Origin of the sequence: Mesorhizobium sp. C268A (assembly GCF_040324475.1) — a bacterium.
Classification (GTDB): domain Bacteria; phylum Pseudomonadota; class Alphaproteobacteria; order Rhizobiales; family Rhizobiaceae; genus Mesorhizobium.
On record NZ_JAMYVX010000001.1, the window covers coordinates 3,708,374 to 3,726,975 of the forward strand.

Sequence of the window (18,602 nt, forward strand, 5' to 3'; positions counted from 1 at the left end):
TGAATTGTTTCCAGCGGCTGTGCCGCGTTTGAGAGAAGCCAGAATCCGTGGCTGGAGTTTTCGGGGTCGAGATCGGGGTGTTCCCGCATCCCGTCACCGACCAGCCGATCGGTACGTGCAATGACGAAGCGAGGACGAAGCGTGTCCAGAAATGGTTTGTTGGCGGCGCTGGCCGCGGTCATGCTGTCGGCCGGCAGCGCTACTGCGCAAGAGCAGCCAAACACGCAGCCCAGGGTGACGACGGAACCCGCTGCAGCTGCCCGGTCGGCGGCCCAGCCTTCCCCGGTCGCAGTCGAACGGCCCGCACCGGCTGCGCCTGTCGCGCCGGCTTCGCCAACTGCCGGGCAGGCGGCGCCGACCGCGCCACAGCCGGCAACCCAGCCCGGTGCATCCGCGCAGACCGAGCCTTCGGCAATATCGCTGACGCTGCCGCACGATCTGTCGCCCTGGGGCATGTTCATGGCCGCCGACATCATCGTCAAGGCGGTGATGATCGGGTTGGCCTTCGCCTCGCTGGTCACCTGGACGGTGTGGCTGGCCAAATCGCTGGAGATTCTCTTCGGCAAGCTCGGCGCCCGTCGCGCTGCGCGCGCCATCGGCAATGCCGCCACGCTGCGCCAGGCCGGGCGCGCGCTTGGCAACAGTGGCGGCCCCGGTGCGCTTTTGGTGCGGGCGGCCGAGGAAGAGACTGCCCTTTCGGCCGGTGCGCTCGGCCATGTTACCGGCGACGGGCTGAAGGAACGCGTGACGTCGCGCCTGTCGCGCATCGAGGCGGCGGCGGCGCGGCGCGTGTCGCGCGGCACCGGCGTGCTGGCGACGATCGGCTCGACGGCGCCCTTCGTGGGCTTGTTCGGCACCGTCTGGGGCATCATGAACGCCTTCATCGGCATCTCGCAGGCGCAGACCACCAACCTCGCGGTCGTCGCGCCCGGCATCGCCGAGGCGCTGCTCGCCACGGCGATGGGCCTGGTCGCGGCCATTCCCGCAGTGGTCATCTACAACGTCTTTGCGCGGTCGATAGCCGGCTACCGGCAGCTTCTTGCCGATGCCTCGGCCGGGGTCGAACGGCTGGTCAGCCGCGATCTCGATTTCCGCACGGTGCCGCAGGCGCCCGCGCTGGCGGCGGAGTGATGGGCCATGGCGGCTAGAATTCGCGAGACTATCGACGGCGATCTCGAAGAAAACCACGAGATCAATGTCACCCCGTTCATCGACGTCATCCTGGTGCTGCTGATCATCTTCATGGTCGCTGCCCCCTTGGCGACAGTCGACGTCAATGTAGATCTGCCGGGTTCGACCGCGACACCGGCGCCGCGGCCGGAAACGCCGCTGTTCCTGACGCTGAAGGACGATCTGACGCTCGCGATCGGCAATGACAGCGTGCCGCGCCAGGCTTTTGCCTCCGTGCTAGACGGCAGAACCAAGGGCGATAAGCAGACCCGCATCTTCCTGCGTGCCGACAAGGCGGTCGGCTATGGCGAGTTGATGGAGGTGATGAACCTGCTGCGCGGCGCCGGTTATCTGAAGATCGCGCTGGTCGGGCTGGAGACGGTGCCGGCGGACGCATCCGCGCCGCACCCGGGCGCCGCCCCATGACGCAACTGGCCGCGGCCGTTCCCACCGCCGACCCGCCGCGCGCCGGCGCGCGCGAGATCGGTTTGTGGGCGGCTGCGGCCATTGTCATTGTCGGCGCGCATGTCGCGATCGCCTATGCCGTGCAGAGCTTCAGCCTGGCCAACATGGCCGATGGCGGCCCGCCGCCGGCTGTGGCTATCGAGCTGTCGCCGATGATGGTGGCGCCGGCGGTGCGGGTGGACTCAGCGGCCGACGTGGTGACGCCCGAGCCGCCGAACCAGATTGAGGAGGCGGTTGCCGAACTGAAGCCCGTCGTAGAGCCCGAGCCCGGTAAGCCGGAGCCGGTCACCGAGAAGAGGGAAGCGGCTCAACTCGATAAGACCGCTCCGATCGAGACGGCAGCGGCCGAGCAGCCCGATCAATCGCCGCCGCTGGATGAGGTGGTGCCCGACATCGTCCCGACCACAGCGCCGGATGTGGTCATTCCGCCGCCCCAGACCAAGCCGGTGGAGACCAAGCCGGTGGAGGCCAAGCCGATCGAGAAGGCGAAGAAGGCTGCCGAAAAACCCAAGCCGAAACCGAAAGAGAAGAAGGAAAAGGCCGCGCCGGCGAAAGCGGTCGTGACCGCCAGTGTCGATCAAAAGGCAGCGGCGAAGGCGTCGGCGCCGAAGGCTTCGCAATCGAGAGGATCATCAGTCAGTGCAAGCAAATGGAACTCCCAGCTGATCGGATGGATCAATCGGCACAAGCGCTACCCGAGCGCGGCAAGGTCGCGGCGCGCCGTGGGTACCGCAAATGTGACCTTCGTCGTCAGCGCTTCGGGCAAGGTGACCTCCGTCCGGCTGACCCGATCTTCGGGGGACGCCGATCTCGATCGCGCCGCGCTCGGCATTCTGCAGGGTGCGACGGTGCCCGCGCCACCGCCTGAGAAGGCCGGTACGGCTGTCGTGGCGCCTTTGATGTTCACGCTGCGGAACTAGAAGCAGCCGGACAAGGCCGATCCCATGACCACGTACTTTCCCGCTTGACTGACCCGCCGGACCGAATACGCTAGCGCAAAATACCGGCCTTGGTCGCCGGGCGGCAAATATGCCTCGTATGCCTCGCCCTCCGGCGCTGGCTGCGGGGCATTGTCATTTCTGAGGATCGGTTTGAAACGGCGTATCGAGATCGGCATCCTGTATTCCCGCTCGGGCAGCTACCAGTTGGTCTCCGATGCGTGCCGGATGGGCGCCACGCGCGCCATCGCCGACATCAATGCCGATCGGAGCTATGGCATCGAACTGGTTCCGGTCGAGCGCGATCCGCAAAGTAATGCCGATCGCTACGCGACTTTGTGCGAGGACATTTTCAGGACCAGCAGCGCGCGCCATGTCGTCGGTTGCGTCACCTCGTGGAGCCGCAAGGAAACCATCCCGGTGCTGGAGAAGGCCGGCGGCATGCTCTGGTATGCCTGCCCCTATGAAGGGTTCGAGGCCAACGAGCATGTCGTCTACATGCACGCCTGCCCCAACCAGCATCTGGTTCCGCTGATGGCGCATGTCGTGCCGCGTTTCGGCGCCAACGGCTTCCTGCTCGGCTCGAACTACATTTGGGGCTGGGAGATGAACCGCGTGGCGCGCGACCTGATCGCGGATGCCGGCGGCAAAGTGCTGGGCGAGCGCTATCTGCGCATCGGCGAGACCGACGTGTCGCGGTTGATCGCGGAAATCCGGGCGACGAGGCCGAGCTTCATCCTCAACAATCTGATCGGCACCTCGTCGTATGCCTTCCTGGCGGCTTACCGCGAGTTGGGCGATGAGGATGCGGCATTCAGGCCGGAAAACTGCCCCGTCATCTCCTGCAACCTCACGGAAGGCGAGTTGCCGGCGATCGGCGAGACAGGGAAAGGGCATCTGTCGGTCGGGCCCTATTTCGCGCCCCGGCCGGCTGCCTTCGCTTCGTCCTTCGAGGCCTCCGCCTATGCCTCGGTGCAGGTGATGGCCGACGTGCTGTCGCGCAACACTGATGCCGGCCCGGCGGAATTTTCCAAGGCCTTCGCCGAGCGGCGCTTCTCCACCCGGCTCGGGCCGATCGCCATCGACGCCCACTCCCAGCACGCGACGCTGCCAGTGATCATCGGCCGGATCGCCGATGGCTTCTTCGAGGTCGTCAGCCAGGAGGATGAGGTCGCGCCGGATCCCTATCTGTCGCGCTACGACCCCGCCAAGACATTCGGCCGTCCGCGTCTGAGGGTGGTGTCATGACGCGGACGCGCATCCCCAATCTCGGCGGCGCGCGGGCTTTCATCCTGCATCGCCCGCATCCGACGGTGCAGGCCATCACCAGGCAATTGTCGGCCATCGGCCTGGCTACGATCGACTGCTGGCCGGAATTGCCGCCGGAAGCTCTCGCCGCCGATTTCGTCTTCTTCGATGCCGATCTCGGTTTCGACGAGCAGTTCCCGTGGGAAGCCGGTGAGGCGCCGATGCCGCTGGTGGCGCTGATCGGTTCCGAGGCGCCGGGGCGTATCGAATGGGCGCTGTCGCACAAGGCCGATGCGCAGCTGCTGAAGCCGGTCGGCAATGCCGGTGTGTACAGCGCATTGCTGATCGCAAGGCAGAGCTTCGAGGCACGCAAGCATTTAGCCGGCGAGATAGCGTCGCTGCGCCAGCGCGTCGCCGAGCGCCAGACCATTGTGCGCGCGGTGACGGCGCTGTCGAAAGGCAGCGATGACGAGCGTGCCTATGCACAACTGCGATCGCTGGCGATGAGCTGGCAGATCAGCGTCGAGGATGCCGCGCGCAGGATCGTGGCAATGACGGATGAGGAAGGCGGCGATGACCAGTCCCATCGCGCCTGATCTCCCGGTACGCATGCCGGCAAAACCGCGCGCCGGCGTCTGGCGTCGGCTGGTCAAACGCCGCCTGGCGCTGCTCGGGCTGGTCATCGTCGCCATTGTTGTCGCCGGCGCCGTGCTGGCGCCCCGGCTGACCGGCTACGATCCCAACGAGCAGATGTTCGACGGCCTGACCATCGAGGGCTCGCCGCTGCCGCCCAGCGCCCAGTATTGGCTCGGCACCGACCTGCTCGGACGTGACCTCTTGACCCGCATCCTCTACGGCGCCCGCACCTCGCTGATCATCGGCATCGTCGCCAATGGCGTGGCGCTTTTGATCGGCACTTTGGTGGGCGTCACCGCAGGCTATTTCCGCGGCTGGATCGGCAGTGCGCTGATGCGCTTCACCGATCTGATGATGGCGTTCCCGGCGCTGCTGCTCGCCATCTGCCTGGCGGCAGTGTTTCAGCCGAGTCTGTGGATCGTCGCCATGGTCATCGCGCTGGTCAACTGGGTGCAGACGGCGCGTGTCATCTACACCGAGACCTCATCGCTGGCCGAGCGCGAGTTCATCGATGCCGAGCGCAGCATCGGGGCGAGTGCGCCGCGCATCCTATTTCGCCACATCCTGCCGCATCTGCTGCCGACCATCATCGTCTGGGGCACGCTCGGCATCTCGACCACGGTTCTGCTCGAGGCGACGCTTTCCTTCCTCGGCATCGGTGTGCAGCCGCCGACCGCGTCGTGGGGCAACATCATTTTCGAGAACCAGACCTATTTCCAGGCCGCGCCCTGGCTGGTGTTCTTCCCCGGCGCCGCAATCCTCGCGTTGGCGCTGGCCTTCAATCTGATCGGCGACGCGTTGCGCGACATCCTCGATCCGACGCAAAGGGGCCGGGAATAATGGGGGGCCGGTCATGATCGCCTATCTCGGCCGCCGGCTGATCCAGTCGCTGCTCATCCTGCTTGGCGTCTCGCTGATCACTTTTGCGCTGCTCTACCTCTTGCCGGCCGACCCGGTGCGGCAGATCGCCGGCCGCAGTGCCACGCCGCAGACGGTGGAAAACATCCGCCAGCAACTCGGCCTCGACCAGCCTTTCGTGGTCCAGTACTGGCACTATCTGACGAAGCTACTCAGCGGCGATCTCGGCCGCTCCTACATCCAGCGCTCGGAGGTCACCGAACTCATCGTCTCGCGGCTGCCGGCCAGCCTGCTTTTGATGGTCGGCGCCATCCTTTGCGAATTGCTGATCGGGCTCTCGATGGGGCTGATCGCCGCCGTCAAGCGCGGCTCCGCCACCGACCAGACCCTGATGGTGGCCTCCTTCGTCGGCGTCTCGGCGCCGCAATTCGTCGTCGGCTTGTTGCTGCTCTACGTCTTTGCCGTGCGGCTAAGCTGGTTTCCGATCGGCGGCTACGGCACATGGCGCCATCTGGTGCTGCCGTCGCTGACCATGGGCATACTCGGCGCCGGCTGGTACGCGCGCATGATGCGCTCGTCGATGATTGACGTCCTGCGCCAGGATTATGTCCGCACGGCGCGGGCCAAGGGCCTGGCGCGCAGCGCCATCATATTCCGCCACGCACTGCCGAATGCCATCCTGCCGGTCATCGCCATGATCGGCATCGACATCGGCATCTTCATGGGCGGCATCGTCGTCGTCGAAAGCGTGTTCGGCTGGCCGGGTATCGGTCAGCTGGCGTGGCAGGCGATCCAGCGCGTCGACATTCCGATCATCATGGGCGTCACGCTGGTCTCGGCCTTCGCCATCGTGCTCGGCAATCTGCTCGCCGACATCATCGCGCCGTTCATCGATCCCCGCATCAAGCTCAGATGAAAATGAAACAGAGAAAGGGAACACAACAATGAAAAAGTTTCTCGCATCCACAGTCGCGGCATCGGCCTTGGCCCTCATGCTCGGCATGACAAGCGTCCGCGCCGAAGACACGGTCGATCCCAACGCCAAGCAAGGCGGCGCCATCACCATCACCTACAAGGACGATGTTGCGACCCTCGATCCGGCGATCGGCTATGACTGGCAGAACTGGTCGATGATCAAGAGCCTGTTCGATGGGCTGATGGATTACGAGCCGGGCACCACCAATTTGAAGCCCGATCTGGCAGAAAGCTACGAGATTTCGCCCGACGGCCAGACCTTCACCTTCAAGCTGCGCCATGGCGTGAAATTCCACAATGGCCGCGAGATGACGGCCGACGACGTGAAATATTCGCTCGACCGCGTCACCAATCCGAAGACGCAGAGCCCCGGCGCCGGCTTCTTCGGCTCGATCAAGGGCTATGACGATGTCGCCGCCGGCAAGGCCGAAGGCCTGTCCGGTGTCACCGTCGTCGACCCCTACACGGTCAAGTTCGAACTGACCCGGCCCGACGCCACCTTCCTGCATGTCATGGCCATCAATTTCGCCCATGTCGTGCCGAAGGAAGAGGTCGAGAAATATGGCGCCGATTTCGGCAAGCATCCGGTCGGCACCGGCGCCTTCAAGCTCGCCGAGTGGACGCTGGGACAGCGCATCGTCTTCGAGCGCAATGCGGACTATTGGCACAAGGGCCTGCCGCATCTCGACAAGATCACCTTCGAGATCGGCCAGGAGCCGATCGTGGCGCTGCTGCGCTTGCAGAAGGGCGAGATCGATGTTCCCGGCGACGGCATTCCGCCGGCCAAGTTCCAGGAGGTGATGGCCGATCCCGAGCAGAAGGCGCGTGTCGTCGAAGGCGGTCAGCTGCACACCGGCTACGTCACCATGAACACCACCATGGCGCCGTTCGACAATGTTAAGGTGCGTCAGGCCGTCAACATGGCGCTCAACAAGGCGCGCATCATCCAGATCATCAACGGCCGCGCCGTGCCGGCCAACCAGCCGCTGCCGCCGTCGATGCCGGGCTACGACAAGGAATACAAGGGTTATCCCTATGACGTAGCCAAAGCCAAGGCGCTGCTGGCCGAGGCCGGTCATGCCGATGGTTTCGACACGCAGCTGTTCGCCATGAACACCGATCCCAACCCGCGCATTGCCCAAGCGATCCAGCAGGACCTGGCGGCGATCGGCATCAAGGCCAGCATCCAGTCGCTGGCGCAGGCCAATGTCATCGCCGCCGGCGGTGACAAGGCCGGCGCGCCGATGATCTGGTCGGGCGGCATGGCCTGGATCGCCGACTTCCCCGATCCGTCGAATTTCTACGGCCCGATCCTCGGCTGCGCCGGCGCGGTGCCCGGCGGCTGGAACTGGTCGTGGTATTGCAACAAGGATCTCGACGCCAAGGCGGCCGAGGCGGATTCGGTGGTCGACCCGGCAAAGGCCGGCGAACGCGACAAGATGTGGAGCGCCATCTACGACAAGGTGATGGAAGACGCGCCCTGGGCGCCGGTCTTCAACGAACAGCGCTTCACCATGAAATCCGCGCGCATGGGCGGCGCCGACAACCTCTATGTCGACCCGGTCCATATCCCGATCAACTACGACAATGTGTACGTAAAAGATGTGCAATAACTGCGACTACACCATCCATGGGCGCCACCACCATTTCGGCTGGGACAATTCCTTTGTCCCGGCCGAGCGGGTGGCGCCCGGCGCGACCATCGAGTTCCAGTGCCTCGATGCCGCCGGCGGCCAGCTGAACGCCGACAGCACGGTTGCCGAAATCGCCAAGCTCGACTTCGCCGGGGTCAACCCGGTGACCGGGCCGATCTTCGTCGAGGGCGCCGAGCCGGGTGACGCGCTCAAGGTGACGATCGAGATGTTCAAACCGTCCGGCTTCGGCTGGACGGCGAACATTCCGGGTTTCGGCCTGCTCGCCGACGACTTCACGGAACCGGCGCTGAACATCTGGAAATACGATGCAGCCGCGCTCGAACCGGCGCTGTTCGGGAAAAACGCGCGCGTACCACTGAAGCCGTTCGCCGGCACCATCGGCAATGCGCCGGCTGAGATGGGGCTTCACTCGGTGGTGCCGCCACGGCGGGTCGGCGGCAATCTCGACATCCGCGATCTCGCTGCCGGCACGACGCTCTATCTGCCGGTTGAGGTGGCCGGCGCGCTGTTCTCGGTCGGCGATACGCACGCCGCACAAGGCGATGGCGAGGTCTGCGGCACGGCGATCGAGAGCCCGATGGACGTCGTGCTCAAGCTCGACCTTGTCAAGGACGCCAGGCTGAAGACGCCGCGCTTCACCACCGCCGGTCCGGTGACGCGCCATCTCGACGCCAAGGGCTATGAGGTGACGACGGGTATCGGGCCGGACCTGATGACCGGCGCCAAGGAGGCGGTGGCGCAGATGGTCGATCTGCTTGCTGGGCGGTATCAGATCGATCCGGTCGAGGCCTATATGCTGGCCTCGGTGTGCGGGGACCTGCGCATCAGCGAGATCGTCGACATGCCGAACTGGGTGGTGTCGTTCTATTTTCCGCGTTGCGTGTTTGAATGACGGTACGTCGGCGCCGCACCCCCACCCCGCTGCTTCGCAGCGACCCTCCCCATAAGGGGGAGGGTAAAGCGCTGCCGCCCTACCTCCCCCTTGTGGGGAGGTCGGACCGGACGTCCGGGTGGGGGTCAGCGCCAAGGTTTGTGCGAATGGTGCGACGGAACCAATCCGTCGCAGGGCTCCACCCACAATGACCCTCGCCGACACCCCCGTCCTCTCCATCGCCAACCTCTCCGTCAGCGTGCGCGGCGAGGACGGCGAGCGCGATGTCGTCTCCAACCTGTCGCTGACGCTGGCGCGCGGCGAGACGCTCTGCATTGCCGGCGAATCCGGCTCCGGCAAGTCGATGACCGCGCTGGCGATCATGCAGCTTTTGCCGCAGCCGGCGGCGCGCATATCGTCAGGCATGATCCGTCTTCGGGATGGGAATCGGGGCGACACCGACCTAGCAACCCTCGACGAACGCCAGATGCGGCGCATTCGCGGCGACCGCATCGCCATGATCTTCCAGGAGCCGATGACCTCGCTCAATCCGGTGCTGTCGATCGGCCGGCAACTGACCGAATCCATCGAAGCGCATACCAGCCTGTCGTCGGCGCAAGCCCGCCAGCGCGCGATCGAGGCGTTGAAGGCGGTGCGCATTTCGGAGGCGGAAAGCCGGCTAAAGCAGTTTCCGCACGAACTCTCCGGCGGCATGCGCCAGCGGGTGATGATCGCCATGGCGCTGGCGCTCGAGCCCGACGTGCTGATCGCCGATGAGCCGACGACGGCGCTCGACGTCACCGTGCAAGGCGAAGTGCTGGAGCTGTTGCGCGACCTGCAGCGCCAGCATGGCACCAGCGTCATCCTGATCACCCACGATATGGGCGTGGTTGCCGAAATGGCCGACCGGGTCATCGTCATGCGCGACGGCCGCATGGTCGAAGAAGGCACGACATCGGATATTTTTGCCCGCCCGCAGGCCGACTATACGCGCGAACTGCTGGCTGCCGTGCCGCGCATCGGCAGTGGTGTCGGTCGACAGAAATCCAGGGATGCGATTGACGTCTTGGAGCCGGCCAATGTCGCCGAGGTCAACGACCTGCATGTCCGCTTCGATCTGCGTGGCGGCATCTTTGGCCAGGTCACCCGCCGCGTCCACGCCGTCGAGGGCGTCAGCTTCTCGATCGCGCCCAACGAAACGCTCGCTCTGGTCGGCGAATCCGGCTGCGGCAAGTCGACCACCGCCAAGGCGCTGGCCGGACTGGCGCCCTATAGCGGCGACATCGTCATTGGCGGGCGCAATCTCTCCGGTCTTGGCCGCGACGAACGCAAGGCGGTGCGCCGTGACGTCCAGATGATTTTCCAGGATCCCTTCGCCTCGCTCGATCCGCGCATGCGCGTCGGCGACCTCGTTGCCGAGCCGCTGGTGATCCATGGCATCGCTTCGAAGGACGAGCGCCGGGAACGGGTGGCGGCGCTGTTCGAGCGTGTCGGCCTGTCGGCCGAACAGATGGAGCTTTACCCGCACGAATTCTCCGGTGGCCAGCGCCAGCGCGTCTGCATCGCCCGAGCGCTGGCGCTACGACCAAAACTGATCATCGCTGACGAAAGCGTCTCCGCGCTCGACGTCTCGGTGCAGGCGCGTGTGCTCGATTTGCTGAAGGAATTGCAGCGCGAATTCGGCGTCGCCTATCTCTTCATCTCGCACGACATGGCGGTGGTCGAGAACATTTCCGACCGCGTCGCCGTCATGTATCTCGGCCAGATCGTCGAAATGGGCACGCGCGACCAGGTGTTTTCCAACCCGCTCCATCCCTATACGAGGCGGCTGATCGAAGCGGTGCCGGTGCCCGATCCGGCGCAGCGCAGAACGCGCTTCGCGCGCCTCGACCAGGAAATCCCGAGCGCCACCCGCAGGATCGGGGAGGCGCCGCTGAAGCTGGCGCTGAACGATGTCGGCGGCGGCCATCTGGTTGCTGCGGAAAGCTGAGCCCGCACTGGCTGGCAGCTGTTCTTTTACTTTGTTGAGTACAACCAAGAACTGCCGTCTCGGGTTTACCGCGTCTTAGGTGGACGGCGGCCACTATACGGTCGGAGTTCTTGCCACGGGGAAAAATAGTGCTCAAGGCGGTTCTGCAGCTGCTGCCGGGTCGGTTCATGGATGTGCGCATGCGCGTGTCCGCCGACTACGAGACGCGTGTCGTGGAGCGGCCCGGGCGCTGGATGAAGGCGGCCGAGCTGGAGCAGTTGAGCAGCGATCTGCGGCTGGTGGCGTCGAAGACGCTGAAAGTCGGCAGCCTGACCTACGGTGTGTTTTCCGGTGACCGCAGCCGGCTGGAACATTCCATCATCACCATCGTCTATCGCCGCAGCGACGGGCGGCCGATCGCCTTCAACGCGCTGGCGCTGATGGAGATTTCGCTGGCCGGCAAGCCCTATGAAGTCTTGCACCTCGGTCTGGTCATGATCGATCCGGACGAGCGCAGCCGCGGTCTCAGCTGGATCCTCTACGGCCTGACCTGCTTCCTGATGTTTTTGCGCAACCAGTTCAGGCCGATCTGGATCTCCAACGTCAGCCAGGTGCCGGCGGTCGTCGGCATGGTCGCGGAGGCGTTCAGCAATGTGTTTCCCGGACCGCATGCCGGCGCGCGGCGCTCGCTGACCCATGTGCTTCTGGCGCGGCAGATCATGGCGCGGCACCGCCATGTCTTCGGCGTCGGCCCCGAAGCGGGTTTCGACGAAGAGCGTTTCGTCATCACCAATGCCTATACGGGCGGCTCGGACGATCTGAAGAAAACCTTCGATGAGGCGGCCAAGCACCGCGAGGAGACCTTTAACGAGTTCTGCCGCAAGGAACTCGACTACGGGCGCGGCGACGATGTGCTGCAGATCGGCCAGATGAGTTTCCAGTCCGCGCGCACCTATCTCGCCGACGCGGTTCCGCGCGGCTCGCTTGCCGCCCTTGCGGTAGCAGGTGCGGTGGCCACGCTGCAGCGGCTGGTTTTGCCGGTGGTACACTGGGCGGATAGCAGCCGCCAATGGAATGTGCTTAGACCATGGACACGCTGATGGCTTCATCCGTGATGATGCCTGGGTGTGAGCTGATGGGCGCTGACCGATGAACCTCGACGACACGCTCGTGGCCGACACCATCACCTCGCTGGCGGCGCTGTTCGGGCTGCTGATCGTGATATCGGTCGTCGGCGGGCGCGACACCGGCGATCCGCTGTCGCGGCGTTTTCTGTTCGGTTTGCGGGTGCTGACGGTTCTGCTCGCCTGCCGCATCCTCGACTGGACTACCGGCCTCGCACTCTTCCGCTTCGTCACCATCGCGGCGGCGGGCCTGCTGCCGCTGGCCGCACTGCTGCTGACCGAGGGGCTGTTGCGCCGGCATGCGCCGTTTGCGCTAAAGTTCTTTGCCGCCGGCGGCGCCCTGCTGTTTCTACTGCTGGCGCCGATCCCGGAACGCTTTGCCGAGCCATGGCGGATGGCGGTACTACTTGCCTTCCAGTTCGGAGGTTTTCTCGCCATCGGCTGGCTGGTGATGACGCGCGATCGCGACAGCCTGTCGGCGGCCGAAAACCGCACGGTCGAGCGCATGGCGCTGTCGCTGCTGTTGATCATTCCGTTCATGGTCACCGACTACCGGCCCGGCCTGTTCGAAGTGCCGGTTCGGCTTGGCGGCATCGCCATCCTGTTCCTGTGTTGGCTGACGATCGGCCTTGGACGCGCGAGCCTCGGCCATCGCGACACGATCGGCGCCTTTACCGTGATTACGCTGAGCTCGGTTTTCGCCGGGCTGGCGCTGGGCGGCATCGACGATCTCGGCTGGCGCGGCAGTGTGCAGGGCGTGGTGATCGTGCTTTCGGCGACGCTGCTGGCAGTCATCTACAATGACAGCGTCAGCCTCACCGCGGAGAAGCGCCGCGACTCGTTGCTGAAGCATATGGCCGAGGGCGACCTCACCGATTCGGCGCGCTTCCTGCGCGGCCTGCAGAGCCATATTCTTGTCGACGGTGCGCTGATCCTGCCGGCAGCCGACCTCGGTGATTTCGACCTGAAGGTGCTGGCCCGTGCACTAGAGCAGGAGCCCGTGCGCTCGCTCGCCGATACGCAGCCGGGGGCGCCAGTCGACCAGGATATACGCGAGCAGCTGGCTTGGCTGTTCGAGAAATTTGAGGCGACCCATGTGCTGCTGGCGACGCTCGAGCCGTTGACCGTGGTGGCGCTCAACATGCCGGCGCTGGCATCGTCGCCGGGCGTGGAAATAGAGCTGCGGGCAGTCCAGCGCATGGCGATGCTGATCTCGCAGCGGCATGCGAAGGGTTGATCATACTGAACGGGCCGGCTCTTGCGTCGGCCCGTTGCCGTAGCCGGGTCAGGCGGCCTTGGTCTTCGAGGCTTCTTCGTCGCGCACCATTTTTGTCACGGCGGCGAAGTCGAGCTTGCCGGAGCCAAGGACCGGTACCTTTGAGACCACCCGCACTTCGGCCGGGACCATCAGGTCCATGGCGCCGTTGGCCTTGGCGTAGGCGAGGAATTCCGCTCGTGTGGCGCCGGATGCCTCAGTGATGAGGATCAGCTTTTCGCCCTTGCGCGCGTCGGGCACCGTGGCGACCGCCGACAGCGAGCCCTTCCACAATTCGCCGGCCAGCGCTTCGACAGCGGCGAGCGAGATCATCTCGCCGCCGATCTTGGCGAAGCGCTTGGCGCGGCCGCGAATGGTGATGAAGCCGCCTTCGTCGATAGCGACGACGTCGCCCGTATCATGCCAGCCGTCCTCCAGCGGTTCGAGCACGCCGGGCTTCTCGGCCCGGAGATAACCGGCCATGACATTGGGGCCGCGCACGAACAGCCGGCCGCCTTCGTCGACGCCGGGGACCGGACCGAGGCGGTATTCCATGCCGGGCATGATCTTGCCGACGGTTCCAGAGCGATTGTACATCGGCGTGTTGATGGAGATCACCGGCGCCGTCTCGGTGACGCCATAGCCCTCGAGTATGCGGACGCCGAACTTCTCCATATAGGTCATGCGCGTCGCTGTCTTGACCGGCTCCGCGCCGGCAAAACAATAGCGTATCGAGCGGAAGTCGTAGGGGTGCGCGGTGCGGGCATAGCCGGAGAGGAAGGTGTCGGTGCCGAAGATGATCGTCGCGTTCGAGCCGTAGATCAGTTCCGGCACGAGGCGGTAGTGCAGCGGCGAGGGGTAGAAATAGACCGGCACGCCGGAGATCAACGGCAGCACCGTGCCCGCGGTCATGCCGAAGGAGTGGAAGATCGGCAGCACGTTGAACACCTTGTCGCCCGAATGGAAGTCGATACGCGACGCCGCCTGGGCGGCGTTGGCCAGGATGTTGCGGTGGGTCAGAACGACGCCCTTCGGCGTGCCTTCCGAACCCGAGGTGAACAAGATCACCGCCGCATCGCCGGGCTTGCGTTTCGCGCGCGGCGTCGACTTGCGCAGCAAGCCGAGCAGCTTATCCTTGAGACTGATGGTCTTTCTGAGATCGTCGAGCCACACGATGTCGACCGAGCGACCGAGTTCCTCGACTACAGCGCCGAGCTTTGCCTGTTCGACGAACGCGCGGGACGTCAGCACGGTGCGGACTTCGGCGGCCTTGCAGGCGGACAGAATATTGGCAGCACCTGCGGTGAAGTTCATCATCGCCGGAACCTTGCCGGCGGACATGACGCCGAGCAGCGTCGCGCAAGAGCCGTTGGCGTTGGGCAGCATGATGCCCAGCGTCTGCTGGTCGGCATAAAGGTTCTGGAACTTCTCACCAAGCACGGCGGCAGCCGTGAGCAGCTTGCTGTAGCTGAGAGAACCGGTGACCGGATCCTGAACTGCGAGCTGATTCATGCCGCGTTCGTTCGCCGTCTCGATGATCTTTTCCAGTACGGTCTTGTCGATGTCCTGGGTGCGGAAAACGAGATCCGACATCACCTGGTAGAGCGCGGAACCCGCCGCGGCGCGGCGCTTGCGGCCCTTCAGCTCTTGCGGCACCTCGAGCTTGACCGGTTCCAGAATGGTCACCTTGACCTTCGGGAACAGGCGGCGGCGCACATGCTGCGAGCTCAACCGCGAGAAGTAGGTCTTCTCCAGCCCGTCGATGCGCACCGGCACAACCATCGAGCCGGTCTTGTCGGCAACCATGGCGGCGCCGTCATAGACCTTCATCAGGCCGCCGGTCACGGTGATGCGTCCCTCCGGGAAGATCACCAGCGGATCGCCGCCCTGCACGATCTTGATCAGCGTGCGGGTCGACATCGGCTTGGCCGGGTTGAGCGGCAAAGCGCGGGCAAGTTTCATGAACGGCTTCATCCACCAGGCCTGGGCAATGGTGTAGTCGATGGCGAAGACCGGCTCCTCATCGGTCAGCGTCAAGGCGAGCGGACCGTCGAGGAAGCTGACATGGTTGAGCGCCAGGATCGGCGCCTTGCCGGCCGCCTTGAGGTTTTCCATACCCTCGACTTCGAGGCGCAGGAAAGCGCGGAACAGGATGGAGACGAAGTCACGGAAGGGGTTCGTCGGCAAATATTTCAGCATCAGCCAGGCGGCAATCGCATTGGCCGCGACGAGGCCGAACAGGATGCCGCCGGTCGAGACCTTCGTCTGGATCAGGGCCATGATGATGCCGCCGCCAGTCATGAAACCGGCATTGACGATACTGACGGCGGCGACGACCCGGGCGCGCCGCGCTTCGGGCGACCAGGCCTGCACGGCGGCGAAGGTCGGCACCACCAGGAAAGCGGCTGCAATGGCCATGCCGGCGAGGTCGATGGCGACGCGGATCGTGTTTGGGCCGGCGAAGAATGCGCCAATGGTTTCCGCCTGGGGCGACGGCGTCATGCCGGAGATGGTCCAGGCGAGATGCAGGCCGAACAGGGCGAGCAGCGCCGTGCCGACCGGTGCCGGCAACAGCACGATGCGGCCCTGCGACATCCAGGCGGCGATGGCCGAACCGATGGCGATCGAGACGGCGAACACGGCGAGGTAGACGGTGACGGCCATTTCGTTGCCGCCGAGCGAATCCTTGATCAGGACCGGCAGGAGCGAGAGCACGATGGCGCCGATCAGCCAGAACCACGACGTCATCAGGCCGGCGCGCCAGATGCGCGTGTCGGTGCGCAATTCGGCGACCCGGCGCCAGGTCGAGCGGAAGATGTTCTTGTCGATGACAAGGTCGGGCGCCGCCGAACCGGTGGACGGGATATAGCGGCTGACGAGCCAGCAACCGACGGCGAGCGCCATCATGATCGGTCCGAACACCGCGACGCCGATGCCATCGGCGGAAACGACGCCGCCGGCTATGGTGCCGCCGAGAATCGCGGCAAACGTGGCTGACTCGATCCAGGCGTTGGCCTTGGGCAGTTCCTTGCGTTCGAGGTGATCGGGCAGGATTCCGTATTTGATCGGTCCGAACAGCGCCGAGATAACGCCGAACATCAACAGCGCCGTCATCAGCACGGGAATGGACGACAGGGCGATGCCGACGACGGAGACACCCGCCGCGGCGATCTCGGCGAATTTCAGACGCTTGGCTATGAGAGCCTTGTCGAAGCGGTCGGCGAGCTCGCCGCCGAGCGCCGACAGGAGCAGGAAGGGGGCCATGAAGACGGCGCCCGCCAAGGTGACCAGTGATGCCGCCTGGTCCGCCGCCAGCGTGAACAGAATAAGGAACACCAGCGTGTTCTTGAGGAAATTATCGTTGAAGGCGGACAGGAACTGCGTCCAGAACAAGGGCGCAAAGCGCCTGGACGTCATCAGATGAGCTGTCGGTCGGTTGATCGGGGCGATTTCCATAGCGGCGACTTCCATTGGGCAAGACCGATTAAAATCCTGGCTGGATTGATCAGCGGTCTTGCGCGTTGAGCCTTGTTTAGCGGGAACCCGGTTACACTTCGTTACTGCGGCTGACTTCCATCAGCAACTTCTCGGTCTTGGCGTCTTCCAGCCGGTTGATGAAGCGGCTTGCCTCTTCCGAGTCGCGCAGCGTCTTGGTGATGGTGATCGAGGTGTGCACGAGCATGATGGCGGCCATCGCATAAAACCCCTTGGCGGCGAAGCTCGCCTCCATGAAGTAGATGCCGCCGGCCATCATTGTGGCGGCAACGGCGAAACTGGCCATGGTGAAGGTCTTCCAGGCGCTTGAGTCCTTGGGGGAATAGGTGTTCGGGGTCATCGATATGGTCCTTTCGTTTCAAGGTTAGGTTGGTTGGGCGTGGGTCTGTTTCAGGCTGGATACAATCAGGCTGGATACAATCAGGCTGGATACAATCAGACTGGATAACAATCAGGCCGGGTACGATCAGGCCGGCTTGGTCATGGTCTTCGTGAGCCGTTCGAGCACGGCGTCGGCGCTGCTTCTCAGCGGCGCACCGCAGCCGGCGGCCGCAAGCTTCTCTGAGACCGCGGCAGGATCGCCCGACTGTTCCATCTCGGTCATGGCGGCCGCGGTGGCGTCGATCTGCTTCTGCCTGGTGCGCAGGCGCAGCAGCGTCTCCTCTGCGTCCCTGAGTGCCGACAGGCTGGAGCCGGGCGCGCTTTCTCGCAGGCGCTGGGTCGAGTCGACCGCGGCAACGATGCGCTGGCCGCGCTGCAATTCGCGCAGGCGCATTTCGGAGGCGCGAATAATCCGCCTGAGACGCTCAATCTCGGTGCCGAAGCTTTTCTGCGCCTCGGCGGAGGCGTCGCGTTCGGCTTCCAGCATGGCGATGGTTTCGGCGGCTTCGCGGGCCAGTTCATTCTGTCCCTGCTCGATCGCGGCGATCGTGCGCTTCTCCAAATCGTCGATGCGGAGGACAAGCTTCTTGTACTGCGCGACTTCCTGTTCATTCTGGGCGATGGCAATTGCAACCGCCCGGCGGGCGGCCGCGATAGCGTCGGCGCAATCGCGGATCTGCTGGCGCAGGATTATCAGCGCGTTGCGGTCGACGATCGCCTCGGCGGCTTCGTAGCTTCGGCCGCGAACGAGAGCAAAAAACTGTTTCAACATTTCCGTTTCTCCCCTATGAACGTTGTTCATGACGCAACGTAGCACATTGTGAACGGCGTTCAAGAAGAAAATGAACCTTGTTCATGACTTGCGCATAAGGAAGGTTAATGGCCGCAAAACGAGACGCCAAACGCGAGGATCTCAAAGGCAGGCTGATCGAGGCCGCACAAGCGCGCATCCAGTCCTCGGGCCTCGCCGGGCTGCGCGCACGCGACATCACGGCCGATGCCGGCTGCGCGCTCGGCGCGCTTTACACCGCCTTCGCCGACCTCGACGAGCTCATCCTGCACGTCAATTCGATCACGCTGGCAAGACTTGGGGCGGCGTTGGAACAGGAGGCGACCGCCGCCGCCGAGCCAAGGGCCAAGCTGAAGGCACTGGCCAAGGCCTATCTCGGCTTCGCCCGCGGCAATCGCATGGCGTGGAAGGCGCTGTTCGAGCATCGCATGGCGCCAGGCGTGGCGGTGCCCGGATGGCATCTGGCCGAACATGCCGTGCTGATCCAGCATCTGGTCGAGCCGCTGGCGGCGCTGCTCCCGGCGGCGGCAACGCCGGAGCTTTTGGCCCGCGCGCGCACGCTGTTCTCCGCCGTGCATGGGATCGTCGCCATCTCGCTCGAAGACCGTTTCATCGGCCTGGCGCCGACTGATCTCGAAGGTGAGCTGCTAGGTTTCGTCGACACGCTGGTGAGCGGGCTGGAGACGGAAAGGGAATGAACTGCTGCGATCGGCTCTTGCCTCAAGGCACTCTGCCCTTATGAAGATCGTGGCGGGGACTGGCCGGTTGATCC

16 protein-coding genes are annotated in these 18,602 nt (G+C 64.6%); 13 read left to right on the top strand and 3 right to left on the bottom strand.

The window, feature by feature from the left end:
- Window positions 1–141: 141 nt before the first annotated feature.
- From exbB to NKL06_RS18115, 12 genes are all read left to right on the top strand, one after another.
- Complete coding sequence (gene exbB, locus NKL06_RS18060; protein ID WP_352580690.1) at window positions 142–1,131, top strand: tonB-system energizer ExbB; 990 nt, start codon at window positions 142–144, stop codon at window positions 1,129–1,131.
- A gap of 6 nt (window positions 1,132–1,137) precedes the next feature.
- A complete protein-coding gene (exbD, locus tag NKL06_RS18065; RefSeq protein WP_023693240.1) occupies window positions 1,138–1,596 on the top strand; it encodes a TonB system transport protein ExbD in 459 nt (152 codons plus the stop codon).
- The gene (locus NKL06_RS18070) at window positions 1,593–2,555 is read left to right on the top strand and encodes an energy transducer TonB (protein WP_352580692.1); all 963 of its coding nucleotides are present in this window, start codon (window positions 1,593–1,595) and stop codon (window positions 2,553–2,555) included. Before exbD ends, NKL06_RS18070 begins: the two co-directional genes overlap by 4 nt.
- 171 nt (window positions 2,556–2,726) lie before the next feature.
- Entirely contained in the window at window positions 2,727–3,821 is a 1,095-nt protein-coding gene (locus NKL06_RS18075; protein WP_023693237.1) for a transporter substrate-binding protein, read from the top strand.
- Window positions 3,818–4,417, top strand: a complete 600-nt coding sequence (locus NKL06_RS18080) for an ANTAR domain-containing response regulator (protein WP_023693236.1) — start codon at window positions 3,818–3,820, stop codon at window positions 4,415–4,417. Before NKL06_RS18075 ends, NKL06_RS18080 begins: the two co-directional genes overlap by 4 nt.
- Window positions 4,395–5,297, top strand: coding sequence for an ABC transporter permease (locus NKL06_RS18085; RefSeq protein WP_023693235.1), 903 nt, complete (start codon window positions 4,395–4,397; stop codon window positions 5,295–5,297). The genes NKL06_RS18080 and NKL06_RS18085 overlap by 23 nt, the downstream gene beginning before the upstream one ends.
- A gap of 13 nt (window positions 5,298–5,310) precedes the next feature.
- Window positions 5,311–6,231, top strand: coding sequence for an ABC transporter permease (locus tag NKL06_RS18090; protein WP_023693234.1), 921 nt, complete (start codon window positions 5,311–5,313; stop codon window positions 6,229–6,231).
- Window positions 6,232–6,307: 76 nt separating this feature from the next.
- Window positions 6,308–7,903 carry an ABC transporter substrate-binding protein gene (locus NKL06_RS18095; protein ID WP_502903789.1) on the top strand — a complete coding sequence of 532 codons (1,596 nt, stop codon included), beginning with the start codon at window positions 6,308–6,310 and terminating at the stop codon, window positions 7,901–7,903.
- Window positions 7,893–8,837 (top strand): acetamidase/formamidase family protein, encoded by a 945-nt coding sequence (locus tag NKL06_RS18100; RefSeq protein ID WP_023693232.1) that lies wholly within the window; start codon window positions 7,893–7,895, stop codon window positions 8,835–8,837. The genes NKL06_RS18095 and NKL06_RS18100 overlap by 11 nt, the downstream gene beginning before the upstream one ends.
- A 187-nt stretch (window positions 8,838–9,024) precedes the next feature.
- Window positions 9,025–10,806 (top strand): ABC transporter ATP-binding protein, encoded by a 1,782-nt coding sequence (locus NKL06_RS18105; protein WP_023693231.1) that lies wholly within the window; start codon window positions 9,025–9,027, stop codon window positions 10,804–10,806.
- A gap of 128 nt (window positions 10,807–10,934) precedes the next feature.
- Window positions 10,935–11,885 carry a hypothetical protein gene (locus tag NKL06_RS18110; protein WP_031208500.1) on the top strand — a complete coding sequence of 317 codons (951 nt, stop codon included), beginning with the start codon at window positions 10,935–10,937 and terminating at the stop codon, window positions 11,883–11,885.
- 49 nt (window positions 11,886–11,934) lie between these two features.
- Window positions 11,935–13,146 carry a hypothetical protein gene (locus tag NKL06_RS18115; protein WP_023693229.1) on the top strand — a complete coding sequence of 404 codons (1,212 nt, stop codon included), beginning with the start codon at window positions 11,935–11,937 and terminating at the stop codon, window positions 13,144–13,146.
- A 48-nt stretch (window positions 13,147–13,194) separates the two neighbouring features.
- Here NKL06_RS18115 and NKL06_RS18120 read toward each other — a convergent pair whose 3' ends face one another.
- The 3 genes from NKL06_RS18120 to NKL06_RS18130 all read right to left on the bottom strand — a co-directional run bounded on the left by NKL06_RS18120 (window position 13,195) and on the right by NKL06_RS18130 (window position 17,812).
- Entirely contained in the window at window positions 13,195–16,620 is a 3,426-nt protein-coding gene (locus NKL06_RS18120) for an acyl-[ACP]--phospholipid O-acyltransferase (RefSeq protein WP_023693228.1), read from the bottom strand.
- 91 nt (window positions 16,621–16,711) lie between these two features.
- Window positions 16,712–16,999, bottom strand: coding sequence for a YiaA/YiaB family inner membrane protein (locus NKL06_RS18125; RefSeq protein ID WP_023668598.1), 288 nt, complete (start codon window positions 16,997–16,999; stop codon window positions 16,712–16,714).
- 126 nt (window positions 17,000–17,125) lie between these two features.
- The gene (locus tag NKL06_RS18130) at window positions 17,126–17,812 is read right to left on the bottom strand and encodes a PspA/IM30 family protein (RefSeq protein WP_023693227.1); all 687 of its coding nucleotides are present in this window, start codon (window positions 17,810–17,812) and stop codon (window positions 17,126–17,128) included.
- 107 nt (window positions 17,813–17,919) lie between these two features.
- On the opposite strand from NKL06_RS18130, the gene NKL06_RS18135 reads away from it, so the two are divergent.
- On the top strand, window positions 17,920–18,528 hold the full coding sequence (locus NKL06_RS18135; RefSeq protein ID WP_023693226.1) for a TetR/AcrR family transcriptional regulator: 609 nt from the start codon (window positions 17,920–17,922) through the stop codon (window positions 18,526–18,528).
- Window positions 18,529–18,602 lie beyond the last annotated feature (74 nt).